The following is a 20821-nucleotide window of genomic DNA, read 5'->3' as shown; positions in this document are numbered from 1 at the left end:
ACCATGAATAGATATATTGCGGCCCTTTTGTTGGTCACATTCCTTGCCTGTAAAGAAAAACCAGAAAACAGTTTGACTGCCCAAGACATAGTGGACAAATCGATAACCATAAGTGGAGGGGGACTTTATGCCGATCATAACACCTCTTTTGTATTTAGGGATCGTACATACCGTTCTGATTTCGTTGAAGGAAGAAAAGTGCTGAAAAGAACCTTTCAATTGGATTCCGTGACCATCACCGATGTGAAAAAAGGCAATGATTTTGAACGGTTCTTGAACGATTCCCTTGTTGCTGTACCCGATACCATGGCGGTCAAATATGCCAATTCAGTAAACTCCGTGCACTATTTTTCACGCCTGCCGTATGGCTTAAATGATGCCGCGGTGAACAAGGAACTTCTTGGGGAAGAAACCATTGAAGGGAAAGTATTTTATAAAATAAAGGTAACATTCGACCAAAATGGAGGAGGTGACGATTATGATGATACCTATGTGTATTGGTTTGATAAAGAAACATTTAAACCAGAGTACCTGGCCTATGACTTTCATGTAAACGGAGGGGGGCAACGGTTCAGGAAAGCGTACAACGAGCGGTACGTGAACGGTATCAGATTTGTGGACTATGAAAACTACAAACCCAAGAACGAGGGTTCGGGTATCCTGGAAATTGGGAAACGGTTCAGCAGCGGGGATTTGGAACTGCTTTCAAAAATTGAGCTTACGGATATTACGGTGGAAAAGGATTAATCCATTTTCAATCGAAAATCGGTGGGAACACCGTCAATGATGCGGACAATAAAAAGGCTACTGTTGTCATTGTCATCCATTGGGTCGTATTTTTCAAACCCTATCATTTTGTTCACAAAGGCCGGTGTGGTATTGCTATGCCCGACCACCAAAACGTTTTGGCCTTCATTTTCAGACTTAAATTCATCTACATCAAGGCTGTTGGGGTCATAGTATTTAATATCCACATTTTTTTTGACCGAGGTGGGGGCAGCGGTCATGGATGTGCGTTCGTAGTTGGTGGAGTAAATAACATCAATGGAAATGGGATCAAAGACCTCGGCCCAACGAATGGCGCGATCTAGTCCATCTTGGTTCAGCTCTGGATCGGGATTTTCTGCATCTGTTCGATCCTTTTCTGCATGTCGTATAAAATAAAAGGTGGAGATGATAGGATCTTCCGCAATTTTCGTATCTTCTTTGCAACTGATGGATGCTATAAATAAAATTGCAAGTGCAATTAGAGGTTTAATGGTCCGCATAGTATTGAGATAAAGTTCCCGCGTTTGTATCATTTTGATTTTAAAAGTAACGTTTAATTTTTATTTTTTCGCATGCCAAAGATTTTGTGTCGCCTTTCTTTGTTACTGGTTTTTGTTTTAGGAGAGGCACAGGAAGTGGAACTGCCCTCGGATTTTAGACAACATACCCTCACCCAGTTCAATGCCAATCTCCTAAATCCAACCTATGCCCAAAATTGGAACAATCCCAATTCACTTGCTGTTTGGTCACGGTGGCAATGGCAGACCTTGGATGGGGATCCCACCACCATTTTTGCCAATTACACCCATCAAATCAGTGAATCATCAACTGGCGGTTTAGGCTTTTTGCAGCACAATACAGGTGTTTTTTTGGATATTGGAGGTCACCTCAATTATGTGTACAAGTTTTCGCTTGGTGATGGTATTGCCTTATTGGCGGGCGTTAATCTTTTTGCTTCGCAACGCACCTTGGCGGATGATTTTTTTATCTCCGATGCCGAGGTTGATCTGACCCAGTTGGAGGCTGCTGAAGGTTTCATGGTGCAGTTTTCCCCGGGAATCCGACTTCAAGCCAATCAGTTTGGCGTGGGGCTGGCCTTTGAGAATGCTATTGGGTTGGGGGCTAGCGATAATGATATTTTGGAAACCACAAACTTTAAGACCATCACGGGTAGCTTGAACTATGATGTTCCCATATCTCTTTTTTCAGGTTGGGGGAGTAGTTTTATACGTCCAATGGTGTATGTTAAATCCATTCCAAATGGCGATACCCAGGTGGGTATAAATGGATTGCTTTCCACTCCAAAAGTATGGTTGCAGGGAGGGTATAACAGTTTTTATGGAGCCTCGGCAGGACTGGGAGTAACTCTTGGGGAGGCTTTTTCCGTTGGGGGGCTTATGGAATTTGGGACCGATACTTCACTAAGTGGGGAAGACCCTACTTTGGAGTTGTTGGTGGCATATCGGTTTGCAAAGCGAGATACGCAAGAGGAGAAGCTTGAGGAAGAAAAACCAGAAGATACTTCTGTTTCTGAGACAGAAGAAGAATTGCGGCAAGACCAAGAAGCTTTGGAAGAGCAGCAGCGCTTGGAGCAGGAACAGAGAGATAGGGAACTGGAACAAGAACGCTTACTGAAGGAAAAGGAACAACAGCGAAAAGATTCCATTCAGGAAGCGCAAGCGCTGGCATTGCAGCGGCAATTGGAGCAACAGCGTCAAGATAGCTTGGTACGCCTGCAAAAGGAGAAAGTGGCCGTGCAACCCAATGAAAGATATGAGGAAGTGACCCAAGCCGATGGTCTCACACCCGGTTTTTACCTCATTGCCAATGTCTTTGGCACCAAAAAGTATTTTGAAAACTTCATGGAAACGCTGCAACAAAAAGGGCTGGAGCCAAAATCTTTTTACCGCAGCGCCAACAAGTATAACTATGTGTACTTGGAACGGTACAATACCATGGAAGAAGCCCGAAGGGCGAGGGACAGTAAATTTTCAGGCAAGTACCCCGATAAGACTTGGATCTTTAGGGTAAAAGCGGATTGAGGAAAACTATTTCCGTATCTCGCTACCTACCAAATGCTCCAAATAGGTAATGGTGTTGATTAGGTATTTTCGATCTCTAGTCATGGTACTCATGGCAATGGCCCCTTGGATCATGGTGAACAGTTGTTTGGCAAACTGGAGTGGAGGAACAGGTAATTTGATTTCTCCATTTTTACCACCGTTTTCCAGGACCAGGGCTATTTTACCCTCGATTTCCTTGATGGTCTCTTTCACGGCGGCAGCCAAAAGCTTGTTGTTATTTTGGGCGTCCACACCTACATTAAGGATGGGGCATCCGCCCAAGGGCAGGGAAAAGACATCGTATTGCTTGTAGAAGTTCATTAGGGAAAATAACTTCTCCATGGCATTGCCTTCCACATCAATCTTTTCATCGATTACGGCCAGTAAATGGTTCCGATTATATTCAAAAGCGGACAGGGCAAGGGCTTCCTTGTTTTCAAAGTTCCCGTAAATGGCACCTTTGGTGAGGCCTGTGGCATCGGTAAGATCGCTCATGCTGGTACCTACATAGCCAAACCTATTGAATATAGGCGCTACGGTCTCAATAATATAGGCAGTGGTACGTTCTGCTTTTTTTGTCATGGTGGTCTAGGTTGGTTGAGGAGTAACTAAGATATAAAAAAACAGATACTGCACGGTATTTTACAAAAGCAAAAGCCCCCACTTTAACAAAATGGGGGCTGTTCATTTTAAAATTGGGTCTTATTCCACCAATTCGTTTTGGTTTCTGAAGACCAATTCGTCATCGAATGAATCCAAAAGTACAATGCTGTCTGACTTTATCTTTCCGGCCAATAACTCTTTGGATAAGTTGTTGAGCACTTCTTTCTGTATCAATCGTTTTACGGGTCGTGCACCATACTGTGGATCGTACCCTTTTGCGGCCAAATAATCAATGGCTTCCGAAGTGGCATCCAAAGTGATGTGCTGTTTGGACAACATTTTCTTCAAATTGTTCAGTTGAAGCCCAACAATATCCTTGATATCCTTCTTGTTCAATGGGGCGAACATGATAATGTCATCGATTCGGTTTAAAAACTCGGGACGGATGGTCTTGCGCAGCAATCCCATGACCTCTACGCGTGCTGCTTCCGAAGCACTCTCCATATCCACGGCATTTTCAAACTTCTCCTGAATGATATGGCTTCCCATGTTGCTCGTCATGATGATGATGGAGTTTTTGAAATCCGCTACACGACCTTTATTATCGGTCAACCTTCCTTCATCCAATACCTGTAACAGGATGTTGAAGGTGTCAGGGTGTGCCTTTTCAATTTCGTCCAGCAAAATCACGGAATAGGGCTTTCTACGGACGGCTTCGGTCAACTGACCTCCCTCGTCATATCCCACATATCCTGGAGGTGCCCCTACCAATCGGCTTACGGAGTGGCGTTCTTGGTATTCGCTCATATCAATTCGGGTGATGGCGTTCTCATCATCGAACAGATAAGCGGCCAAGGTTTTGGCCAACTCGGTCTTACCAACCCCCGTGGTTCCCAGAAAGAGGAAGGAACCAATAGGTTTTTTATCATCCTGCAATCCAGCCCTACTTCTGCGTATGGCATCCGATACGGCCACAATGGCCTCATCCTGACCAATGACGCGTTTGTGGAGCACATCTTCCAATTGCAAGAGTTTCTCGCGCTCGCTTTGCATCATCTTGGTGACGGGAATCCCGGTCCATTTGGCGACTACTTCGGCGATATCCTCATAGGTCACCTCTTCTTTGATCAAGGTGCCGGCGCTTTGCTGCTCGGCAAGTTCCTCTTGGAGTTTGTCCAACTTTTCCTGTGCATCCTTGATTTTACCGTAGCGTAGCTCTGCCACCTTGCCATAATCACCATTTCGTTCGGCACGTTCCGCTTCCAATTTAAAGTCCTCAATGTCCTGTTTGGTCTTTTGGATATTGTCCACCACGGTTTTTTCGCTTTCCCATTGTGCAAAAATTTCGTTGCGTTCCTCTTTGAGATTGGCCAATTCCAAGTTCAAGGTTTTCAACTTTGCCTTGTCGTTTTCACGTTTAATGGCCTCTATCTCGATTTCCAACTGCATGATTTTTCGGTCCAACACATCCAGTTCCTCGGGCTTGGAGTTGATTTCCATGCGCAGTTTGGATGCAGCCTCGTCCATAAGGTCAATGGCCTTATCGGGCAAAAATCGGTTGGTGATGTAGCGTTGTGAAAGTTCCACGGCACCGATTACCGCTTCATCCTTGATGCGCACTTTATGATGGGTCTCATACTTTTCCTTGATGCCCCTGAGGATGGAGATGGCACTTTCCGTATCGGGCTCATCCACCATGACCTTTTGGAACCTTCGCTCCAAGGCCTTATCCTTCTCAAAATATTTTTGGTACTCGTCCAAAGTGGTGGCCCCTATGGCACGGAGTTCCCCTCTGGCCAAGGCAGGTTTCAAGATATTTGCGGCATCCATGGCCCCTTGTCCTCCACCGGCACCTACCAAGGTGTGGATCTCATCAATAAAGAGTACAATATTACCATCAGAGGAGGTAACCTCTTTGATGACGGCCTTCAATCGCTCCTCAAATTCTCCTTTATACTTGGCTCCGGCGATCAAAGCGCCCATGTCCAAGGAGTAAAGTACCTTGTCCTTTAGGTTTTCAGGCACATCACCCTGTACGATCCTGTGGGCCAATCCCTCGGCAATGGCGGTCTTACCCACGCCGGGTTCACCCACAAGCATGGGGTTGTTCTTGGTACGTCGGGACAAAATCTGCAACACCCTTCTAATTTCTTCGTCCCTGCCAATAACGGGGTCCAACTTGCCGTTATCGGCCAATTGGTTAAGGTTCTTGGCATATTTATCCAAGGAGTTATAGGTTTCCTCGGCACTTTGGGAAGTAACTTTCCCTCCTTTGCGCAACTCCTCAATGGCAGCGGTAAGGTCTTTTTCGGTTACCCCTTGATCCTTTAGGATCTGGGCAATCTTACTTTTTGATTTGAAGACCGCCAGCAACAGGTGCTCCACGGACACAAATTCATCGCCCATCTTTTTGGCAATGATACTGGCTTCGTTCAGTGTTTTTCCACCCTCACGGGACAACATGATCTCGCTTCCCGATACTTTGGGGAAACTCTGTAGTTCCTTGTCCAAAATCTGATTGACGAGGGAGGTATTGACATTCAGTTTTTTTAGGATGAACGGCAATACGTTTTCATCCACCTCGGCAATGGCCTTGAAAAGGTGTTCGTTTTCTATTTGTTGGTGGCCATGTTCCTGGGCCAATTGCTGGGCCCTTTGGATGGCTTCCTGGGATTTTATGGTAAAATTATTAAAGTTCATAGTGTACTGTTTTTTTATGGATGATGTCAACAACCTTACCAGAGAAAACATACCGTCAAAATGGCGTGAAATCCACAGATACGCAAGACATTTCGTCAGTTGTAAGGTTTTTGGTTCTGCTCGACATATCTCCTAAATTTGCAGCATGGGATTATTTGACAATGTATTTGGAAAACGTGAGAAAGCTCCAAATAAAGATACAAAATCGGCTTGGGTTTCTTTGACAACCTTGGAGCAGTTGGATGAATTAAAGGAACGTTCAAAAGAAAAGACACAACTCATCTTTAAACATTCCACAACCTGTGGTATCAGTGGAATGACGTGGCGTATGTTCAAGGATTCCTATGAATGGGAAGGACACTGCGACCCCTATTTTTTGGATATCCATGCGCATCGCGACATATCCAATGCCATTGCCTCCATGTATAGCGTACGGCATGAATCCCCACAACTATTGATCGTTAATGGAGGGAAAGTTTCCTTTCACACCTCACATGGGGCCATCACGGATATCAATATTGGGGATTACCTATAAAAAAAGCCCCGAATCGGGGCCTTTTTCTAATTGAACTGATATTTTGAGACAATGCCTTTTAAACGTGTCTTGAGGTCTTCTCCTGCATCGTAGACCATTTGCTCGTTGGACGGGAAGGGTACCTCCCTTGCGTTCAAGTATACCAAAAGGTCATCTTCCAAGGCTCTTTTATCGCCTTGAAAGTTGGCGAAAATATGTTCGAACACAAATTGACTGGATAGGGGATAGGCGTTGATTTCCTGCCCGTTCCTTAGGTCCGTGAATCGGACCTTGGCACCAATTTGGGCACTTTTGCTCTGTGTAAATTGGAAAAACTTACAGGTCACGGTGCGCATTTTGTCCACTTTGATCTTGTTACCCAAGCTGTCCTTCACCACATTTCCATTTCTGTCCAATAGATATTCCCAACCGTCCTTGATCTGTCTTTCCTTGATGATCTGGGTCTCGTTGACACGTTCCGGTGAAACATTGATTTCCATAAAATCCAAGTTCATGGCGTAGTCATACTTTACATTGGACAAGGGATTGGTATGATATTGCAACCAAAAGTTATCAATACCGAAAGCGTTGAAGTCCAAAAGTTCATTCTCCAATCGTTCTGGGATGATCTGTTCGGTCTGGTTGGCGATCTCCACCCTTACAAACTCCAGTCCTTTATTGTAGGCTTCATCCATTTTGGCAACAGTGGCCTTGTAGCCAGGGTTGATTTCCTGCAAGTAGTTGAGGTCATCATAGGCAGCTCTATAGTCTGCTTTGGTCCGGGCACTGGAAAGTAGTCCTAGGGCATTGTTGTATAGATGTTCCGAAAGGTCGTCCTTGGTGTTCAGGATTTTGGCGTCATAGTTCACAAAACTGAACCGCGCATCGCGCCCTTCCTCATAAATAGTGAGGGGCAATAGGGGCCTGATGCGTTGTTGGATTTCCTTTAACTGCAGATATTTGTTGTAAATGGTTTCCAGATTGGCCGGATTGCCATCGTTCTGAAGAAATGAAATCTCTGACTGCTCCCTTTGGGTGTTTTTGGCAAAAGCATCCTCCAATAGGATAATGTAGGTTTGGTTGCCTTTTTTGGTCTTGTTCTCCGCAAGGTTTTTTATGGCCCTGTTCATGGCCGAGACATAGTTTCCTGAGTTCAGGGCCTCAGAGGTTTTCTTGACACCGCTACAGGCGACCAAAAGAGTGATTATGCTAAAAAGTAGAATTTTTTTCATGGTCGTTGAATTTATTTGGTTGTGTTATTGTTTTCAACAGCTGTGCCAAAAACCCACAACTTATAAACGAAAAAGGACGAACGGTAGTATATGTCCGATGAAATGACCTTAAAATGGCTTGTTTTCAGTAGGTTATGTGAAAGTGAAAAATGTTGATCCCTGTTTGAAAAAATCACATACTCGTTCCTTTTTTTTGGAATTATTCAGTAAGCAATTCGTAATTTTAGCCCTTGTTAAATTTAATTGCCAAATGCAAAGAGACCAGAAGATTTTTGACCTGATAGCACAGGAAAGGGATAGACAAATAGAAGGATTGGAACTGATCGCTTCCGAAAATTTTACCAGCCCACAAGTAATGGAGGCCGCAGGATCGGTATTGACCAACAAATATGCCGAGGGTTACCCCGGAAAGCGCTATTATGGAGGTTGTGAAGTAGTGGATCAAGTGGAGCAATTGGCCATAGACAGGGCCAAAGAGCTTTTTGGTGCCGAGTATGCCAACGTACAGCCCCACTCCGGTTCTCAGGCCAATGCCGCTGTATACCACGCGTGCTTGAAGCCCGGGGACACCATTTTGGGCTTTGATTTGGCACATGGGGGGCATTTGACCCACGGTTCGCCCGTGAATTTTTCAGGTAGGTTGTACCGTCCCGTTTTTTATGGGGTGGATGAGGAAACCGGAACATTGAATTACGACAAGATCCAAGAGATTGCCGAAAGGGAAAAACCCAAATTGATCATTGCAGGGGCTTCCGCCTATTCGCGTGACATGGATTTTGCCCGTTTCCGGGAAGTTGCAGATAGTGTGGGTGCCATTTTAATGGCGGACATATCGCACCCGGCAGGATTGATAGCAAAAGGCATCTTGAACGACCCTGTTCCACATTGCCATATCGTGACCACGACCACCCACAAAACCTTGAGGGGCCCAAGGGGAGGTCTTATTTTGATGGGAAAGAACTTTGACAACCCATTTGGGATCAAACTAAAGAACGGTAACCTCAGAAAAATGTCGGCCTTATTGGATTTGGCCGTTTTCCCAGGAAACCAAGGAGGACCTTTGGAGCACATCATCGCAGCCAAGGCAGTGGCTTTTGGTGAAGCCTTGACCGATGAGTTCCTACACTATATGCTCCAAGTAAAAAAGAATGCCGAAGCCATGGCCAAGGCTTTTGTGAAGCGGGATTACAAAGTAATCTCTGGAGGTACGGACAACCATATGATGCTCATCGACCTAAGGAACAAGAACATCACTGGAAAAGATGCCGAAAAGGCTTTGGAACTTGCGGCCATCACAGCGAACAAGAACATGGTTCCATTTGATGATCAATCACCGTTCATCACTTCGGGTATTCGTTTTGGTACTGCGGCCATCACCACTAGGGGGCTAAAGGAAGAAGATATGGAGACTATCGTGGAGTTCATAGATCAAGTACTTACCAATTCGGAAGATGAGGGCAATATTGCCCAAGTACGGAAAAAGGTCAATGAGCTTATGAAGTCAAGACCTTTGTTCAAAGCATAACAAGTAAGTCTATAAATAAAAAAAGCGCTGTAAATTTTACAGCGCTTTTTTTATTTAAGGGATATTGTGTTACTCCAATAGAAAAAGGTCATCTTGGTTAAGCTTTCTTTCCTCAAGGGAGTATACCATTACTTGGTGTTGTTTTTCATCCTCAAAGTAGAGGCCCCAAAAGTCAAAATAGTCATTGAGCTTTTGTAGGGGTTCCCCGGCCTTTTGGGCTTTATCCTCGAATACCGGGACAAATATTTCATAGGGCATTTCGGTAAGTCCTTTGGTAAGGTACACAAAATGTTTGCTGACCATCAGAAGGATATCGCCCAGTTGTTGCGGAATGCTCTGATCGTATAGTCTGGATACAATAACGGAAGTGTCCCTAAAATGAAAGGATATTTCCGCAATATCAATGGAATAGGAGTTTTGTTGGTTCAAGCGCAACAGGGAATCCTTAAAAGACGAGGAGGCCAAGGTGTTATGTTCTGTAAACGTCATTCCTCCCCATGACCCTTTGTTGAGATAATGTAGACTTTCGGTAATTCCGAAGTTGAGATGGATGCCGAGTACGAGATCGGTTTTTTTGGTCTCAGCATCAAAATTGCACTGTACTTTGGCTTCTGCGAAAAAATCCCTTTCCAGGACTTTCAGAAACTCATCCAGCCCATTTGCGACCTCATATACTCGTGAGCCGCCAAGGTGGAAATTTAGGTTGGTTTTCTTTGGGAATGACATGTGAAAAGTGTTCTAATTTTTTTTTACCCTTAAAGTTAGAATGAATCTTTTTTTTAGGGTTGAAGGAAATCCTTAAAAATTCTGGGGGTTTTGTACAGTTTGTAGGTTTTTTACGGCATAAACTGCAAAAACCAGTTACCAATTTCCCTTGGTCCGAAGAAAAAGGGAAAGAACGCTCTAAATAAACCCTCGGTTTTTGGCGGCAAGAATCAAGGCAAGATCGTTCTCGTTCTCGGTACCAAAAAGGGTTTTCATGTGTCGTTTTCTGTTCTCTATGGAAGAGGGGGAAAGCCGTATGAATTTTTCAAGATCCTTGGTCTTGGTCCCTTTGGAAAGGTGGTACAAAATCTGTCGGTCCTTCTCATCAATGTCCAGATCGTTGGACATTTTCTTCCGTATGGCGGACAACGCCTTGGAAGAATAATAGGGCGGATTCTGGATTACGGTCTTAATGGCCTCTCTCAAGGTTTTGGGGTCTATGTCCGTCTTGACCAGATATCCGTCCGGGTCCACGGTTTTCAGAATGCCGTTGATCCTAAAGTTATCGCTAAAGGAGGACATAAAGGCTATTTTGGTCTCCGGCACAATTTTTCGGGCCAAGATGCCCAATTCCTCCCCGGTTTGGGGCTGTTCGCTACTTTCGTCCGGATTCTGCAATTGTACATCAAGCAGTAATAGGTCGTATTTAAAGGAATTCACGGAATCCTCAATGAGTTTTTTCGCTTCCTCATAGGTGTTGGTGGTATCCACAATAATGGTATCATAGTCATCTAACGTGATGGCCTCCAAGGTGAATTTATATCCCAAAGTGGTCATTTCATGGTCGTCTATGGCCAATATTCTCAGTGTGTTCATGTGTTCTATTTTGTGTAGGATTTAGGCATTAATAACTTGTTGTTCAAAATCTTCATCATCAGTGTTTGGGGCTGCAGCCAGTTTTTCGTACTTACAGGGAATTGTAACGACAATGGTGGTCCCTACGTTCTTGGTACTGTCCACGGTCAAGGTTCCCTTTATCTTTTCCACTCTGGAGGCAATGTTCTTGAGGCCAATGCCCTTCTTGCCCTTGTCCACATCAAAACCAATTCCGTCATCGGCGATGGTCACTTTCAATTTTTCGCCCTGTACGTCAAAATTCACCTTTATGTTTTCGGAATGGCCATGGGTGGTCGAATTCTTCAAGCTTTCCTGGATGATCCGTATCACGTTGATCTTGATCTCCATCCAGAGCCTGTCCCAATTTACCTCGCTGCTGTACGTTAAAGAGCATTTGGCCATGGAAGAATCCTCTGTCTCGCTGAGCAGGGTCTCCACGGATAAGATAAAATTATGAAATTTTTTATAGGCCGCATCGTTCAGTTCGTGCGAAATGGTACGGATATCTTCCTCCACATGCTGCAAACGCTCCAGAAAATCGCTCCGCTTCCGCACAGAGGCCTCGTCATCCTTGTTGTTGAGTGCGCTGAGAATGAGTCGTATGCCCAGCATTTCGCCCAAGACGCCATCGTGTAGTTCTTCGGAAATACGTTTTTGTTCCAATTGTTTGCCTTCCTGAAATTTGCCCTGCTGCTGGAGCATGAGGTCGTAGACCTTTTGGTTGAGCTTTTGCTGCTTTTCCTCGGACTTTAACCTGTCGTTGCTGATTTTCTGTACCGAGATGATGTAACCTCCCAAAAGAAAAATGACGGTCAAGACAGATATCCCTGCCCAAATTTGGCTTTGGCGGGTAAGGACCACATTTTCTTGGGCAATCTCATCGGTTTCCATACGTATGCGGGCAAACTTGTCCCGTTTGGTGCGTTCCTCTGCCTTTATGGTCTCGTTAAGATCGTAGTACTCGTTGGAGTAGGCCGCGGCATTATTGCTGTCCAGTTTGGTGAGCAGGCGCAGTACCTCCATCAACCCTTCATTATTATAGGTCTGTTTGGCCAGGCCACGGGATTCCTTGGCGTAGGTAATGGCGTTGGCCGTATCGCCCTGATCGGCCAAAATCTCGGCATAGTATTTTTTAACTCGTGCTTGCTCAAAGGGATAATCAATACTATCGTTGATCCTTATGGCCTGTTGCAACAACTTTTTGGATTTCTCCAGATCGTTTTCATCCTTATAGAGGGAATAGGCCCTGCTGGAGAGGGATAGGGAATACAATTCCGGGTTCCGGGCAAAAATCCCCTCGTTTTGGAGCAGCTCCCCAAAGGCTACCTTGGCGCGGCCGTAATCCTCTTTCTTTAAAAACTCATGGGCAATATTGTTTTGGGTCTGCTCCGTATATTTTATGCGGTCCATACTTTCCATATCGTCTATGTAGGAACGGGCTTTTTGAAAGTATTCCAAGGACTTGTCGCTATTGCCCATGCCGCTGGCTATGATGCCCAACACGTTATAGCAATTATAGATTCTTTTGGTGTCCTCTAAATCTGTAAAGATTCGCAAGGCTTCCGTAATACTGGTTTCAGCTCCTAGATAGTCTTTATAGGAATCCTGTATTTTCCCCATGCTATAGAGCATCTTTGCTTTTAGGGAGCGGGAGTTTGGATCTACGGGTAACAACTCAAAGCTGTTCATTGCCTTTTGATAGTGATAAAAGGAACTGTCCAGAACCCCATTGTTTTTGAAAAAGGTGGCCAAGTCCCAATGGGAATATCCCAAAGTGGTATAGAGTTCTGTTTCTTTGGACATTAACAAGACCTGTGCGTTGGTCTTCCGGAAGGCTATAGAATCCGGAAGGTCCCTATACGCTAAGGAAATATTCGAAAGATTGGTCAACAGCAGGCTGTCATTGGGCAAGGCGAAGGTGATTTCCTGGGCCTTATGCAAAAACTGCCGGCGCTCTTCCAAAGGAAGCCCCGTACTGTCCCGCGCGGAACCGATCAATTGCTTAATGGCCTCGATCTTTTCCGCTGAGGGGTCCTCGTTTCTTGGGGCGTTTTGGGCGCACCCCACCAGAAGGATCAAGACGATGGTAAAATATCCAATTTTCAAAATATAGTAGGTTTAGTACATATTAAGCCCATACAAGGTAACAAAAAAGCCCCATACCGTGAGTGAGGTTGGGGCTGTATCATATGTAGTCTATCTTTTAGAGTTTCCGGTCGTCTGCGTTGGATCGGAACCCGGACAGATGGTGTCTAAAGCTGTTCAGCCTCACCTTATCCGGTGGTAAACCCGTGTCGTCCAAGTCTATCAGGGCCGATTGTATCTGTAGGTTACCTGTGGGGGACCTTTCCTGATCGTTGGCAACAAGTGCACACACTATAAGAGTACCTATAAGGAGGCGAAACATTTTTTTCATGACCTAAAACTATAGAGAATCAGCGGAATACAAAAATTAATTGCTTCCTCCGCGATCTTCGTCATCGGATTGCTTTCCTTCCGTGGCACTTTGATCAATGTCCACGCTAATGCTCTTTACCATAGCTTCGGTGTCTTGTACGTCGGTTTCCGCTTCGCAAGAAAATAGTCCAGTAGTAAGAAGGGCAATCGCAAAAATAGATAGTAATTTTTTCATAATATTAGGTTTATGGTTTAATGAAATAGGTTTGTGCAGCCAAATTATCTACCTAATACCGAGAAGTTTACTCTATTGAAGGATTTTTAGAATTTGTAGGGATTCTGCTAGAATTTTGCAGGAATCTGTTAGAATTTGCTCAATTTAACTCCCCAACCGCCGTTTTGGAGAGAAAATCCTTAAGGCCATCCACTTGTTCCTTATAGGTTTTGGAGAACGGAAGCTCTTCCTGTCCGTTCTTTAGGGTACAGAGGGATTTACCGTAGTTGATACGCGAAACGTAGTTGCCATTGAGGATATAGCTCTGGTGTATACGGATGAACCCTTGGGGCAATTTGTCCTCAAAAGACTTGAGGGTCTTAAAGGCGCTTACCACGCTGCCGTCCCGCATAAAAAAGTCGGTGGCGTTGTTGTCCGATTTTAAATAAAGGATATCCTTGGTGTCCAGATACCTATAGTCGTTATAGGATTTAAGGCAAATGGTGGAAGGAATGTGGTGCTTGGGATGTACTTTGCGGAGCCTCATAATGGTCTTACGTACGTCAAATTCATTATGAGGCAGTATCCAATAGTCGAAAAAGCCACTTTTAATGGCATTGTACGCATATTTTTTGGTGTCGGCATACCCAATGATGATAGGGAGTGTGGGCATGTACTGGTTGAGTTCCGTTACCATTTGGAAACACTCCAGACCATCTTGGGCCAAATTCACGAACACCACGTCTGGGGAGAACTTTAAAATAACGTTCAACCCTTCTGTAGCGCTGGTGGCCTCCCCTGCACAGACCAAGTCTTCATATTCCTGCAAATAGAGCTGTAATTGAAGCTTTGAGGTTGCGCTGGAATCTATGACAGTGTAGGTGTAATCCATATGCAAAATGCTGATTGCAAGTTACTAACGTGCAAAATAAACTCATTGCAGTTTTACCTTAAAAAAACTATGGGTTTCCCTCTAAACTGGGCTATTTTCCTACTTTTTTCACAAAAAAAGGTTAAAAATCAATTGTTGTCCGTGAATTCATAGGCGCCCAAGTCTGGATTTTGGGTCCTATCCATTCCTAAAATATCTGCGGGAACGGAAAGTGAAGCGTCGGGGTCGCCCTTGTCAATGGCTGCAGAGTTGTCATGAATGGTCAGTTGGTTTTTAGATGGGTTGAAAAAGTTTGGCTCTTGGTTCAACACTATGTTACGGTAAAGGTCCGTATTGCCAAAATTATAGAGGGGATTTTCTCCAAACTGATCATTGTTATCGTTAAACTGCAGCAAACAGTGGTCAAAGCCAAAGTTGAAATTGGCGCTGGAATCCTGTAGTAGGGCCAGTTCCAAAGACAGACTCCCGGCCACAATACAGTTGATAAAGTCCGCTTGTTGCAGGTCATTGGCCACCCCGCCCGCAAAGTTGGCGAGGGATAGGGTAGTGCCGCTCCTAAAGCCATGGCTCCAATAATTGGCCAAGGTGGAGTGCACAAAACGGTATTGTCCGCCCAGGTCTATGTATAGGGAAGAGCTTCCCGCTCCGCCCAGAACGGTGTTTTGGGCCTGTATGTGTGCGGCGGTGGCCCAAAGGTTGTGCTCTTGGCTGTTATAAATTTGGGTGTTCCGTACATGAAGGGTGGGGGTGTCCAAGATGCCGTCCCCTTCTACCCGTAACCCAACGGTGGCATTTTTTAGGGTGAGATGGTCAATGGAATTGCCGGTGCTGCCTTCCCTGATCCAGAGTGTGCCCCATTGTCCGGGGACATCGGCATAGCCGGGTTCCAAGCGGTCCCCTTCAAAGATGACCTCATTTTCCAAGGCCGTGGGATCTTCGCTCAAGGCCCCATTGATGTGGAGGGTTGCCCCTTCATTTACAAGTATCCCGGAACGGTTGTGAAAATGAACCCTAGCGCCGGGTTGTACGGTAAGGACATTGCCATCCGGGACGGCTGCGTAGCCGTAGATCACATAGGGCTTTTCGTTGGTAAAGTCCAGTTGGTCCGGTTCCAGAAAAAACCCTTCTACGGTAATATCGTTCCCTGCTTCGTCCTGTCCCAAGACCAGGGTTTCCTTGGTGCCATCGGATTGGGTAGCGGGGTATAGAAAAACGGCATCCTTGACCAAGGTGACCAATTCCACCCTTTGGGTGGAGCCGCCGTTGCCGAACAGAAGGCCTTCGGTATATAAAAATTCGTTGAGGGTGGTCTGGGTAATATCAAAAGTGGTCTCGATGAACACAAAAAGGCTGTCCTTGGCCAAGAGGGGCACATTGTTGAACTCCTTGCCCGCCATGCCATCCACATTGAGTCGATAACTACTGTTCTGCCCGGTTTCCAATCCCACATAGGGGATAAGGATATCCTGTTGGGAGCGGTTATATACCTTTAAGGTATAGGTGCTACTCCCGATATTGGTGAAAACGGTATCCAAAAAAACAGTGTCCTTGGAAAATGCCAACTGGCCGGAACTGGGCACAAATTCAAAATCGTTGCGGCATGATGCCCCAAGTACAATAAGGACAAGCCCCACTGTGATTGATAAAAGTTGTATGTGCCGGACCACTATAAGAATAGGTTATGAACGGTCTCCGGGACACGTTTGGGACGAAAGGTCTTCGCATCCAATAGACACCATTCGGTATGGGCATTAACTAAAAGTTGCCCTGTTTTATTGTTTTTGATCTCCACCACTCGGGTGGACAACGGGCCGGTATTGTCCTTTATATAGGTAGAGATTTGCAGGGTGTCGCCCAAAACGGCGGATTTCAGATAGTTGATATTGTGGTTGCGCACTACCCAGACCATTTCGTTGCGCATGGCTTGTGGGGCGACTTTTTCCCAATGTTTTTTGGAAATGTCCTGAATCCATTCAATGTAACGGATGTTGTTCACGTGGTTCAGGTCGTCCAGGTCTTCTTTGGATACGTCCAATACTTCAGCGTAGGTCTTCATCAATCTTTTTTACGAATGTTCACCTCGAACAACTTGTCCCAATTCTTTCCGGTGACAAAAAAAGTGCCCCTTTCCTTATGGTAGGCCACTCCGTTGAGCACGGAATTGGTGTCGTCCCAGTTGGGTCCTTTATTGACCTTGCCCTTGAGCCCACCAAAGTTGATGACCCCTTCAATGGCGCCGGAAGTGGCATCAATGATCATCATACTTTCCTTTTGGTAGACGTTGGCGTAGATTTTTCCGTCCACATATTCCAGTTCGTTGGCCTTGTTGAAAATGGATTTGTTGGTCGCTGTTTCAATATGGCCTATTTCTTCAAGGGACTCGGGGTCCAAAAACCAGATTTTTTCGGTTCCGTCGCTCTTGTAGAGTTTTTTGCCATCGTTACAGAGTCCCCAGCCTTCCCGACTTTCGCCATAGCTGAAATTCTTGATTTTTTCCAAGTTGGAGGTATGGTACACATAGCCCAGGCCGCTTTGCCAGGTAAGTTGGTAGAGGCGGTCGTTGAGAAGGGTAATGCCCTCTCCGAACACCGAATTGTCCATATCTATTTTTTGGAGCACCTCGCCGGTTTCAAAATTTACTTTTCTAACGGTGGAGGCTCCTCTCTTCCCGGTACTTTCATATAGTGTTCCGTTATGGAACTCCAAGCCTTGGGTGTAGGCTGTGGGATCGTGGGGATAGGTGTTCACAATTTCATAGGTGTAGATTTCCGGGGCTTGGGCGGCCAACAGTCGAAAATCTTCCTTGATCTCCACGGTTCGCCCCTCAATTTCAATTTGGGCCACTAGGGTTTTATTCCCCAACGTTTTTGCGTCCATGGTAATTTGGTTGTCTTCCAAAGAAAGTTCCCGGCCCTCCAGAATGTACTTGATGCTGGAAATCTCAAGGTCTTTTTTGTTCTTGATGGCAACACCTACTTTTTGGTTTTGCTGTATGTTGTTGTTTTCCAATTGAATGGAGAACAGTTTGGATGGGTCGTTCTCTCCGCCGCAACCTAGGAAGAAGAGCAAAAACCCAAAAATGGAAGCTAATTTTATCATGGTCTTAAGTGCATGTTTCATAGTGGAAATGCTTACCCTTCGAAATTAAGCATGAAATAGGATTGTGGCAAATTTTAAAAGGTCGTATATTTGCACAGGCAAGTCCTACACGACCAGCTCCTGCAGAATCCCCCAGGGCGGGAACGCAGCAAGGGTATGCGGTCGTAGCGGTGCGATGTAGGTAGCTTGCCTTTTTTTGTTCCCTAAACTCAGATGGCCATGGATAAGAAAGTTGTTTTGATCACCGGCGGCTCCTCTGGCATAGGCAAGGCCATTGGAACCTTTTTGACCTCCAAAGGCCTTACGGTTTACGGGACCACACGAAACCCGGACAATCACCCTTATTTTGATGCTTTTGAGCTCATCCAGTTGGATGTGAAAGATGTGGAGAGCATCCAAAGAGCCGTTTCCACGGTCGTTTCCAAGGAAGGTCGTTTGGATGTGTTGATCAACAATGCGGGAAAAGGAATTACCGGCCCCATTGAGGAAACCCCCCATGAAGAAATCCTGGATGTATTTGATACCAATTTTCACGGACCTGTCCATGTGATGAAAGCCGTACTGCCGCAAATGCGCCAGCAGGGTGGGGGAGCGATCATCAACATTACCTCCATTGCAGGGTATATGGGCTTGCCGTTCCGAGGATTTTATTCGGCCACCAAAGGTGCTTTGGGACTGATCACCGAAGCGTTGCGCATGGAGGTCAAGGATTTTGGCATTACCATTACCAATGTGGCCCCTGGGGATTTTGCTACCAATATTGCAGCAGGGAGATACCATGCCCCAGTGCTTAACGGTTCGCCTTACGAGGACAAGTACGCCCATACCATTGAATCCATCAATGATGATGTGAACAGTGCAGGGGACCCCATTCAAGTGGCCGAGGCCGTATACAAGATCATTGACCAGAAACGCCCCAAGGTGCATAATCCCGTGGGTGCCTTTATGCAAAGGTTTTCCTTGGTGCTAAAGAACATTTTACCCGATAAACTCTACGAAAAACTACTGATCAACCATTATAAATTGTAGTTTTATACCTCATACTAATCACTTATATATTAAAGGAATGAAGTTTTTTATTGATACCGCTAATCTTGATCAAATAAAGGAAGCACAGCAATTGGGCGTCTTGGATGGTGTTACTACCAATCCGTCCTTGATGGCCAAGGAGGGCATTACCGGGAAAGACAATATTTTAAAGCATTATGTGGACATCTGCAACATTGTTGATGGGGATGTATCCGCAGAAGTTGTGGCCACTGAATTTGATGCCATGGTCAAGGAAGGTGAGGAATTGGCCGAGCTGCATGAACAGATAGTGGTAAAAGTGCCCATGATCAAAGATGGGGTAAAGGCGTTGAAATATTTTTCGGATAATGGTATTCGTACCAACTGTACCTTGGTCTTTTCTGCAGGACAGGCCTTGTTGGCCGCTAAGGCGGGAGCGACTTATGTTTCTCCGTTCTTGGGTCGTTTGGATGATATTTCCACCGATGGGTTGAACCTCATTTCCGAGATTAGGTTGATTTATGACAACTACGGATTTGATACCCAGATTTTGGCCGCTTCCATTCGTCATACCATGCACGTAATCGATTGTGCGAAGATCGGTGCCGATGTCATGACCGGACCTTTGTCGTCCATCACTGGATTGTTGAAACACCCACTTACCGATATCGGACTTGAAAAATTCTTGGCCGATTACCGAAAAGGAAACTCGTAAGAAAAGAAAATACGATGAAGAAAGAGCCTTGGGAAACCGAGGCTTTTTTTTTGGGGTCAATTAAAAGGAAGCATATAGATTGCCAAAGGCGTTGACAATCAAAGAGTCTTGGGTGATTACACATTTATTGAGGCCATCCACGATCATGGCCATTTGGATTTCCTTGAAATCCTCCCCGTGATATTGGTTGGTCTTGTCCAAATGAAACTCTTCCAGCATATTTACCCATTGGGTGTGGCTTGTCTTTAAGTTGATGCCAACAAAATTGTATTCTGGATGTTTCTTTTCAAGTAGTGCAATACGTTGGGTAATGTTTTTAAAATGCCCTTTTTGGTCGGCGGTCCAAAAATAAAAGACGGTATTTTTCTTTTTGCTGACCACATCTTTAAGATGAACCTCATTATCGTCCACATCCCTTACCACAATATCTGGGAGACTGTTGTTGGGCTGTAGGCTCTTGATGCCGGAATATAGTGCGTCAATCTCCTTTTTGTGGTCATCATTGGAAGAAAGGGAACGGAACTTGTCTATGAACACCCGGCATTCTTCGCTGGGGTTGTGTTCTTTCAACAGGTAATCCACGGCAATGTTCCTGAAAAGGATGTCCCTAAGCTCTTGCTCTTGGACCAGACTGTCCACAAGATGAAGCTTGTGGTTGTTAAAGTGGAGACGGTCACTTATAGGAGCTTTTCCCATGTGGCAATCATCCATGCAGGTCATGTAGGACAGGTTGCCAAAATGCCATTTCATGAAATCAAAATAAGGTCTAAAATACGTAAGGTCCTTATTGTTGAGGTTTAGGTTCTTTCGGTACTCATAAAACGAACTGCTGAGTTCATGTACGGTATCCTCACCGGTTCGTTTCTTATGGTAAAAAGGATATTTTTCCTTGTACAGATAACTATTGTAGTCAATGGCCGCTTTGGCCATGGCCAACTCTTTCCCCGTAAATTGACCGTTGTCGGTTTCCAATTCCTTCAAGTGGGCAATCTTTAGGGCTTTTAACGAATCAATCTTTTGGTCGAAGGATTTAGGGTCCAGTTCGTATAGGTCGTAAATAAGGGGCTCTTCGTTTTCATGTGCGAGGAACATTTCAATCAAGAAATTGTTGATTTCGCTTCCCTTTCCGGAGAATACAAGGGACTCGTCAAATTCCAAGGTGTTCAATCGGATAAGCAGGCTGTCCCCTCCTTGTAAATACACATATTGCAGTTCAGGACTGTGGTCAAAATGATACAATCCCTCTTCTATTCCTTCAAGATCAAATGAGAAACGACTGTTGTTGTCCAGTTTCACCGAATCCACGTAAACGTCATTTCGATACAGGACCACATAGTCGCTGGTAGGGTTCACTATCTCCCCACCAAAGAAAACAGCAGGACAATCCGAGGATTTTTTCCCGCATGCTAGAAAAGACAGTAAGGTGAGGCCGAGTAATAATCTTACCATATAATGGGAACCATACATTAACACACAAAATTAAGCATCC

General features: G+C 45.1%; 20 protein-coding genes and 1 other RNA gene. 7 read left to right on the top strand and 14 right to left on the bottom strand.

What is annotated here, in order from left to right:
* Positions 1-3: 3 nt before the first annotated feature.
* Positions 4-747: a DUF6503 family protein gene (locus ACPD8L_RS04830; protein ID WP_421809565.1), complete on the top strand. Its 744-nt coding sequence runs from the start codon at positions 4-6 to the stop codon at positions 745-747.
* On the opposite strand, the gene ACPD8L_RS04825 is transcribed toward ACPD8L_RS04830, so the two are convergent.
* Positions 744-1301: a SixA phosphatase family protein gene (locus ACPD8L_RS04825; protein ID WP_421809564.1), complete on the bottom strand. Its 558-nt coding sequence runs from the start codon at positions 1299-1301 to the stop codon at positions 744-746. The two genes, ACPD8L_RS04830 and ACPD8L_RS04825, sit on opposite strands and share 4 nt — an antisense overlap.
* 39 nt (positions 1302-1340) lie before the next feature.
* Between ACPD8L_RS04825 and ACPD8L_RS04820 the strand changes: the two genes are divergently transcribed.
* On the top strand, positions 1341-2810 hold the full coding sequence (locus tag ACPD8L_RS04820; RefSeq protein WP_421809563.1) for a PorP/SprF family type IX secretion system membrane protein: 1470 nt from the start codon (positions 1341-1343) through the stop codon (positions 2808-2810).
* A 6-nt stretch (positions 2811-2816) separates the two neighbouring features.
* Here the strand turns inward: ACPD8L_RS04820 and ACPD8L_RS04815 are convergent, their stop codons facing one another.
* Positions 2817-3413 (bottom strand): TetR/AcrR family transcriptional regulator, encoded by a 597-nt coding sequence (locus ACPD8L_RS04815; RefSeq protein WP_293300987.1) that lies wholly within the window; start codon positions 3411-3413, stop codon positions 2817-2819.
* Between the two features lie 120 nt (positions 3414-3533).
* The gene (gene clpB, locus ACPD8L_RS04810; protein ID WP_293300985.1) at positions 3534-6134 is read right to left on the bottom strand and encodes an ATP-dependent chaperone ClpB; all 2601 of its coding nucleotides are present in this window, start codon (positions 6132-6134) and stop codon (positions 3534-3536) included.
* A gap of 145 nt (positions 6135-6279) precedes the next feature.
* On the opposite strand from clpB, the gene ytxJ reads away from it, so the two are divergent.
* Entirely contained in the window at positions 6280-6669 is a 390-nt protein-coding gene (gene ytxJ / locus ACPD8L_RS04805; protein WP_293300983.1) for a bacillithiol system redox-active protein YtxJ, read from the top strand.
* A gap of 26 nt (positions 6670-6695) precedes the next feature.
* Here the strand turns inward: ytxJ and ACPD8L_RS04800 are convergent, their stop codons facing one another.
* Entirely contained in the window at positions 6696-7880 is a 1185-nt protein-coding gene (locus ACPD8L_RS04800) for a hypothetical protein (RefSeq protein WP_421809561.1), read from the bottom strand.
* A gap of 250 nt (positions 7881-8130) precedes the next feature.
* On the opposite strand from ACPD8L_RS04800, the gene glyA reads away from it, so the two are divergent.
* Positions 8131-9405, top strand: coding sequence for a serine hydroxymethyltransferase (gene glyA / locus ACPD8L_RS04795; RefSeq protein ID WP_423942288.1), 1275 nt, complete (start codon positions 8131-8133; stop codon positions 9403-9405).
* A gap of 69 nt (positions 9406-9474) precedes the next feature.
* Here glyA and ACPD8L_RS04790 read toward each other — a convergent pair whose 3' ends face one another.
* From ACPD8L_RS04790 to ACPD8L_RS04750, 9 genes are all read right to left on the bottom strand, one after another.
* The gene (locus tag ACPD8L_RS04790; protein WP_423942287.1) at positions 9475-10131 is read right to left on the bottom strand and encodes a hypothetical protein; all 657 of its coding nucleotides are present in this window, start codon (positions 10129-10131) and stop codon (positions 9475-9477) included.
* Between the two features lie 177 nt (positions 10132-10308).
* The gene (locus tag ACPD8L_RS04785) at positions 10309-10986 is read right to left on the bottom strand and encodes a response regulator (RefSeq protein ID WP_116217865.1); all 678 of its coding nucleotides are present in this window, start codon (positions 10984-10986) and stop codon (positions 10309-10311) included.
* 21 nt (positions 10987-11007) lie between these two features.
* A complete protein-coding gene (locus ACPD8L_RS04780) occupies positions 11008-13113 on the bottom strand; it encodes a tetratricopeptide repeat-containing sensor histidine kinase (protein WP_423942285.1) in 2106 nt (701 codons plus the stop codon).
* Between the two features lie 97 nt (positions 13114-13210).
* The gene (locus ACPD8L_RS04775) at positions 13211-13423 is read right to left on the bottom strand and encodes a hypothetical protein (RefSeq protein WP_423942283.1); all 213 of its coding nucleotides are present in this window, start codon (positions 13421-13423) and stop codon (positions 13211-13213) included.
* A gap of 36 nt (positions 13424-13459) precedes the next feature.
* Positions 13460-13639 carry a hypothetical protein gene (locus ACPD8L_RS04770; RefSeq protein WP_423942281.1) on the bottom strand — a complete coding sequence of 60 codons (180 nt, stop codon included), beginning with the start codon at positions 13637-13639 and terminating at the stop codon, positions 13460-13462.
* A gap of 139 nt (positions 13640-13778) precedes the next feature.
* The gene (locus ACPD8L_RS04765) at positions 13779-14510 is read right to left on the bottom strand and encodes a LytR/AlgR family response regulator transcription factor (RefSeq protein WP_293300971.1); all 732 of its coding nucleotides are present in this window, start codon (positions 14508-14510) and stop codon (positions 13779-13781) included.
* Positions 14511-14638: 128 nt separating this feature from the next.
* Positions 14639-16144, bottom strand: a complete 1506-nt coding sequence (locus ACPD8L_RS04760; protein ID WP_423942279.1) for a choice-of-anchor Q domain-containing protein — start codon at positions 16142-16144, stop codon at positions 14639-14641.
* Between the two features lie 32 nt (positions 16145-16176).
* Entirely contained in the window at positions 16177-16566 is a 390-nt protein-coding gene (locus tag ACPD8L_RS04755) for an acyl-CoA thioesterase (RefSeq protein WP_423942277.1), read from the bottom strand.
* Positions 16566-17630, bottom strand: coding sequence for a glutaminyl-peptide cyclotransferase (locus tag ACPD8L_RS04750; RefSeq protein ID WP_293300966.1), 1065 nt, complete (start codon positions 17628-17630; stop codon positions 16566-16568). The genes ACPD8L_RS04755 and ACPD8L_RS04750 overlap by 1 nt, the downstream gene beginning before the upstream one ends.
* A 75-nt stretch (positions 17631-17705) precedes the next feature.
* Between ACPD8L_RS04750 and ffs the strand changes: the two genes are divergently transcribed.
* The 3 genes from ffs to fsa all read left to right on the top strand — a co-directional run bounded on the left by ffs (position 17706) and on the right by fsa (position 19332).
* Positions 17706-17804: signal recognition particle sRNA small type (gene ffs / locus ACPD8L_RS04745), an RNA gene on the top strand.
* Between the two features lie 24 nt (positions 17805-17828).
* The gene (locus ACPD8L_RS04740; protein WP_293300964.1) at positions 17829-18638 is read left to right on the top strand and encodes an SDR family oxidoreductase; all 810 of its coding nucleotides are present in this window, start codon (positions 17829-17831) and stop codon (positions 18636-18638) included.
* Positions 18639-18675: 37 nt separating this feature from the next.
* Positions 18676-19332 carry a fructose-6-phosphate aldolase gene (gene fsa, locus ACPD8L_RS04735; protein WP_116217858.1) on the top strand — a complete coding sequence of 219 codons (657 nt, stop codon included), beginning with the start codon at positions 18676-18678 and terminating at the stop codon, positions 19330-19332.
* Positions 19333-19392: 60 nt separating this feature from the next.
* Here fsa and ACPD8L_RS04730 read toward each other — a convergent pair whose 3' ends face one another.
* Complete coding sequence (locus ACPD8L_RS04730) at positions 19393-20781, bottom strand: TlpA family protein disulfide reductase (RefSeq protein WP_421809551.1); 1389 nt, start codon at positions 20779-20781, stop codon at positions 19393-19395.
* Positions 20782-20821: the final 40 nt, after the last annotated feature.

Source organism: Flagellimonas algicida (assembly GCF_049629585.1).
Taxonomy (GTDB): Bacteria; Bacteroidota; Bacteroidia; order Flavobacteriales; family Flavobacteriaceae; genus Flagellimonas.
Note: the sequence above shows the minus strand (reverse complement) of the source record. Positions and strands in the feature narration are given on the sequence as shown.

Bases quoted from the DNA above. Each gene is read 5' to 3' on its own strand.
- ACPD8L_RS04800 (WP_421809561.1), bottom strand. From the start codon at position 7,880: ATGAAAAAAATTCTACTTTTTAGCATAATCACTCTTTTGGTCGCCTGT.
- ACPD8L_RS04730 (WP_421809551.1), bottom strand. From the start codon at position 20,781: ATGGTAAGATTATTACTCGGCCTCACCTTACTGTCTTTTCTAGCATGC.
- fsa (WP_116217858.1), top strand. From the start codon at position 18,676: ATGAAGTTTTTTATTGATACCGCTAATCTTGATCAAATAAAGGAAGCA.
- ACPD8L_RS04820 (WP_421809563.1), top strand. From the start codon at position 1,341: ATGCCAAAGATTTTGTGTCGCCTTTCTTTGTTACTGGTTTTTGTTTTA.
- ACPD8L_RS04825 (WP_421809564.1), bottom strand. From the start codon at position 1,301: ATGATACAAACGCGGGAACTTTATCTCAATACTATGCGGACCATTAAA.
- ACPD8L_RS04790 (WP_423942287.1), bottom strand. From the start codon at position 10,131: ATGTCATTCCCAAAGAAAACCAACCTAAATTTCCACCTTGGCGGCTCA.
- ACPD8L_RS04740 (WP_293300964.1), top strand. From the start codon at position 17,829: ATGGATAAGAAAGTTGTTTTGATCACCGGCGGCTCCTCTGGCATAGGC.
- ACPD8L_RS04765 (WP_293300971.1), bottom strand. From the start codon at position 14,510: ATGGATTACACCTACACTGTCATAGATTCCAGCGCAACCTCAAAGCTT.
- ACPD8L_RS04785 (WP_116217865.1), bottom strand. From the start codon at position 10,986: ATGAACACACTGAGAATATTGGCCATAGACGACCATGAAATGACCACT.
- glyA (WP_423942288.1), top strand. From the start codon at position 8,131: ATGCAAAGAGACCAGAAGATTTTTGACCTGATAGCACAGGAAAGGGAT.
- clpB (WP_293300985.1), bottom strand. From the start codon at position 6,134: ATGAACTTTAATAATTTTACCATAAAATCCCAGGAAGCCATCCAAAGG.
- ytxJ (WP_293300983.1), top strand. From the start codon at position 6,280: ATGGGATTATTTGACAATGTATTTGGAAAACGTGAGAAAGCTCCAAAT.
- ACPD8L_RS04775 (WP_423942283.1), bottom strand. From the start codon at position 13,423: ATGAAAAAAATGTTTCGCCTCCTTATAGGTACTCTTATAGTGTGTGCA.
- ACPD8L_RS04750 (WP_293300966.1), bottom strand. From the start codon at position 17,630: ATGAAACATGCACTTAAGACCATGATAAAATTAGCTTCCATTTTTGGG.
- ACPD8L_RS04755 (WP_423942277.1), bottom strand. From the start codon at position 16,566: ATGAAGACCTACGCTGAAGTATTGGACGTATCCAAAGAAGACCTGGAC.
- ACPD8L_RS04770 (WP_423942281.1), bottom strand. From the start codon at position 13,639: ATGAAAAAATTACTATCTATTTTTGCGATTGCCCTTCTTACTACTGGA.
- ACPD8L_RS04815 (WP_293300987.1), bottom strand. From the start codon at position 3,413: ATGACAAAAAAAGCAGAACGTACCACTGCCTATATTATTGAGACCGTA.
- ACPD8L_RS04830 (WP_421809565.1), top strand. From the start codon at position 4: ATGAATAGATATATTGCGGCCCTTTTGTTGGTCACATTCCTTGCCTGT.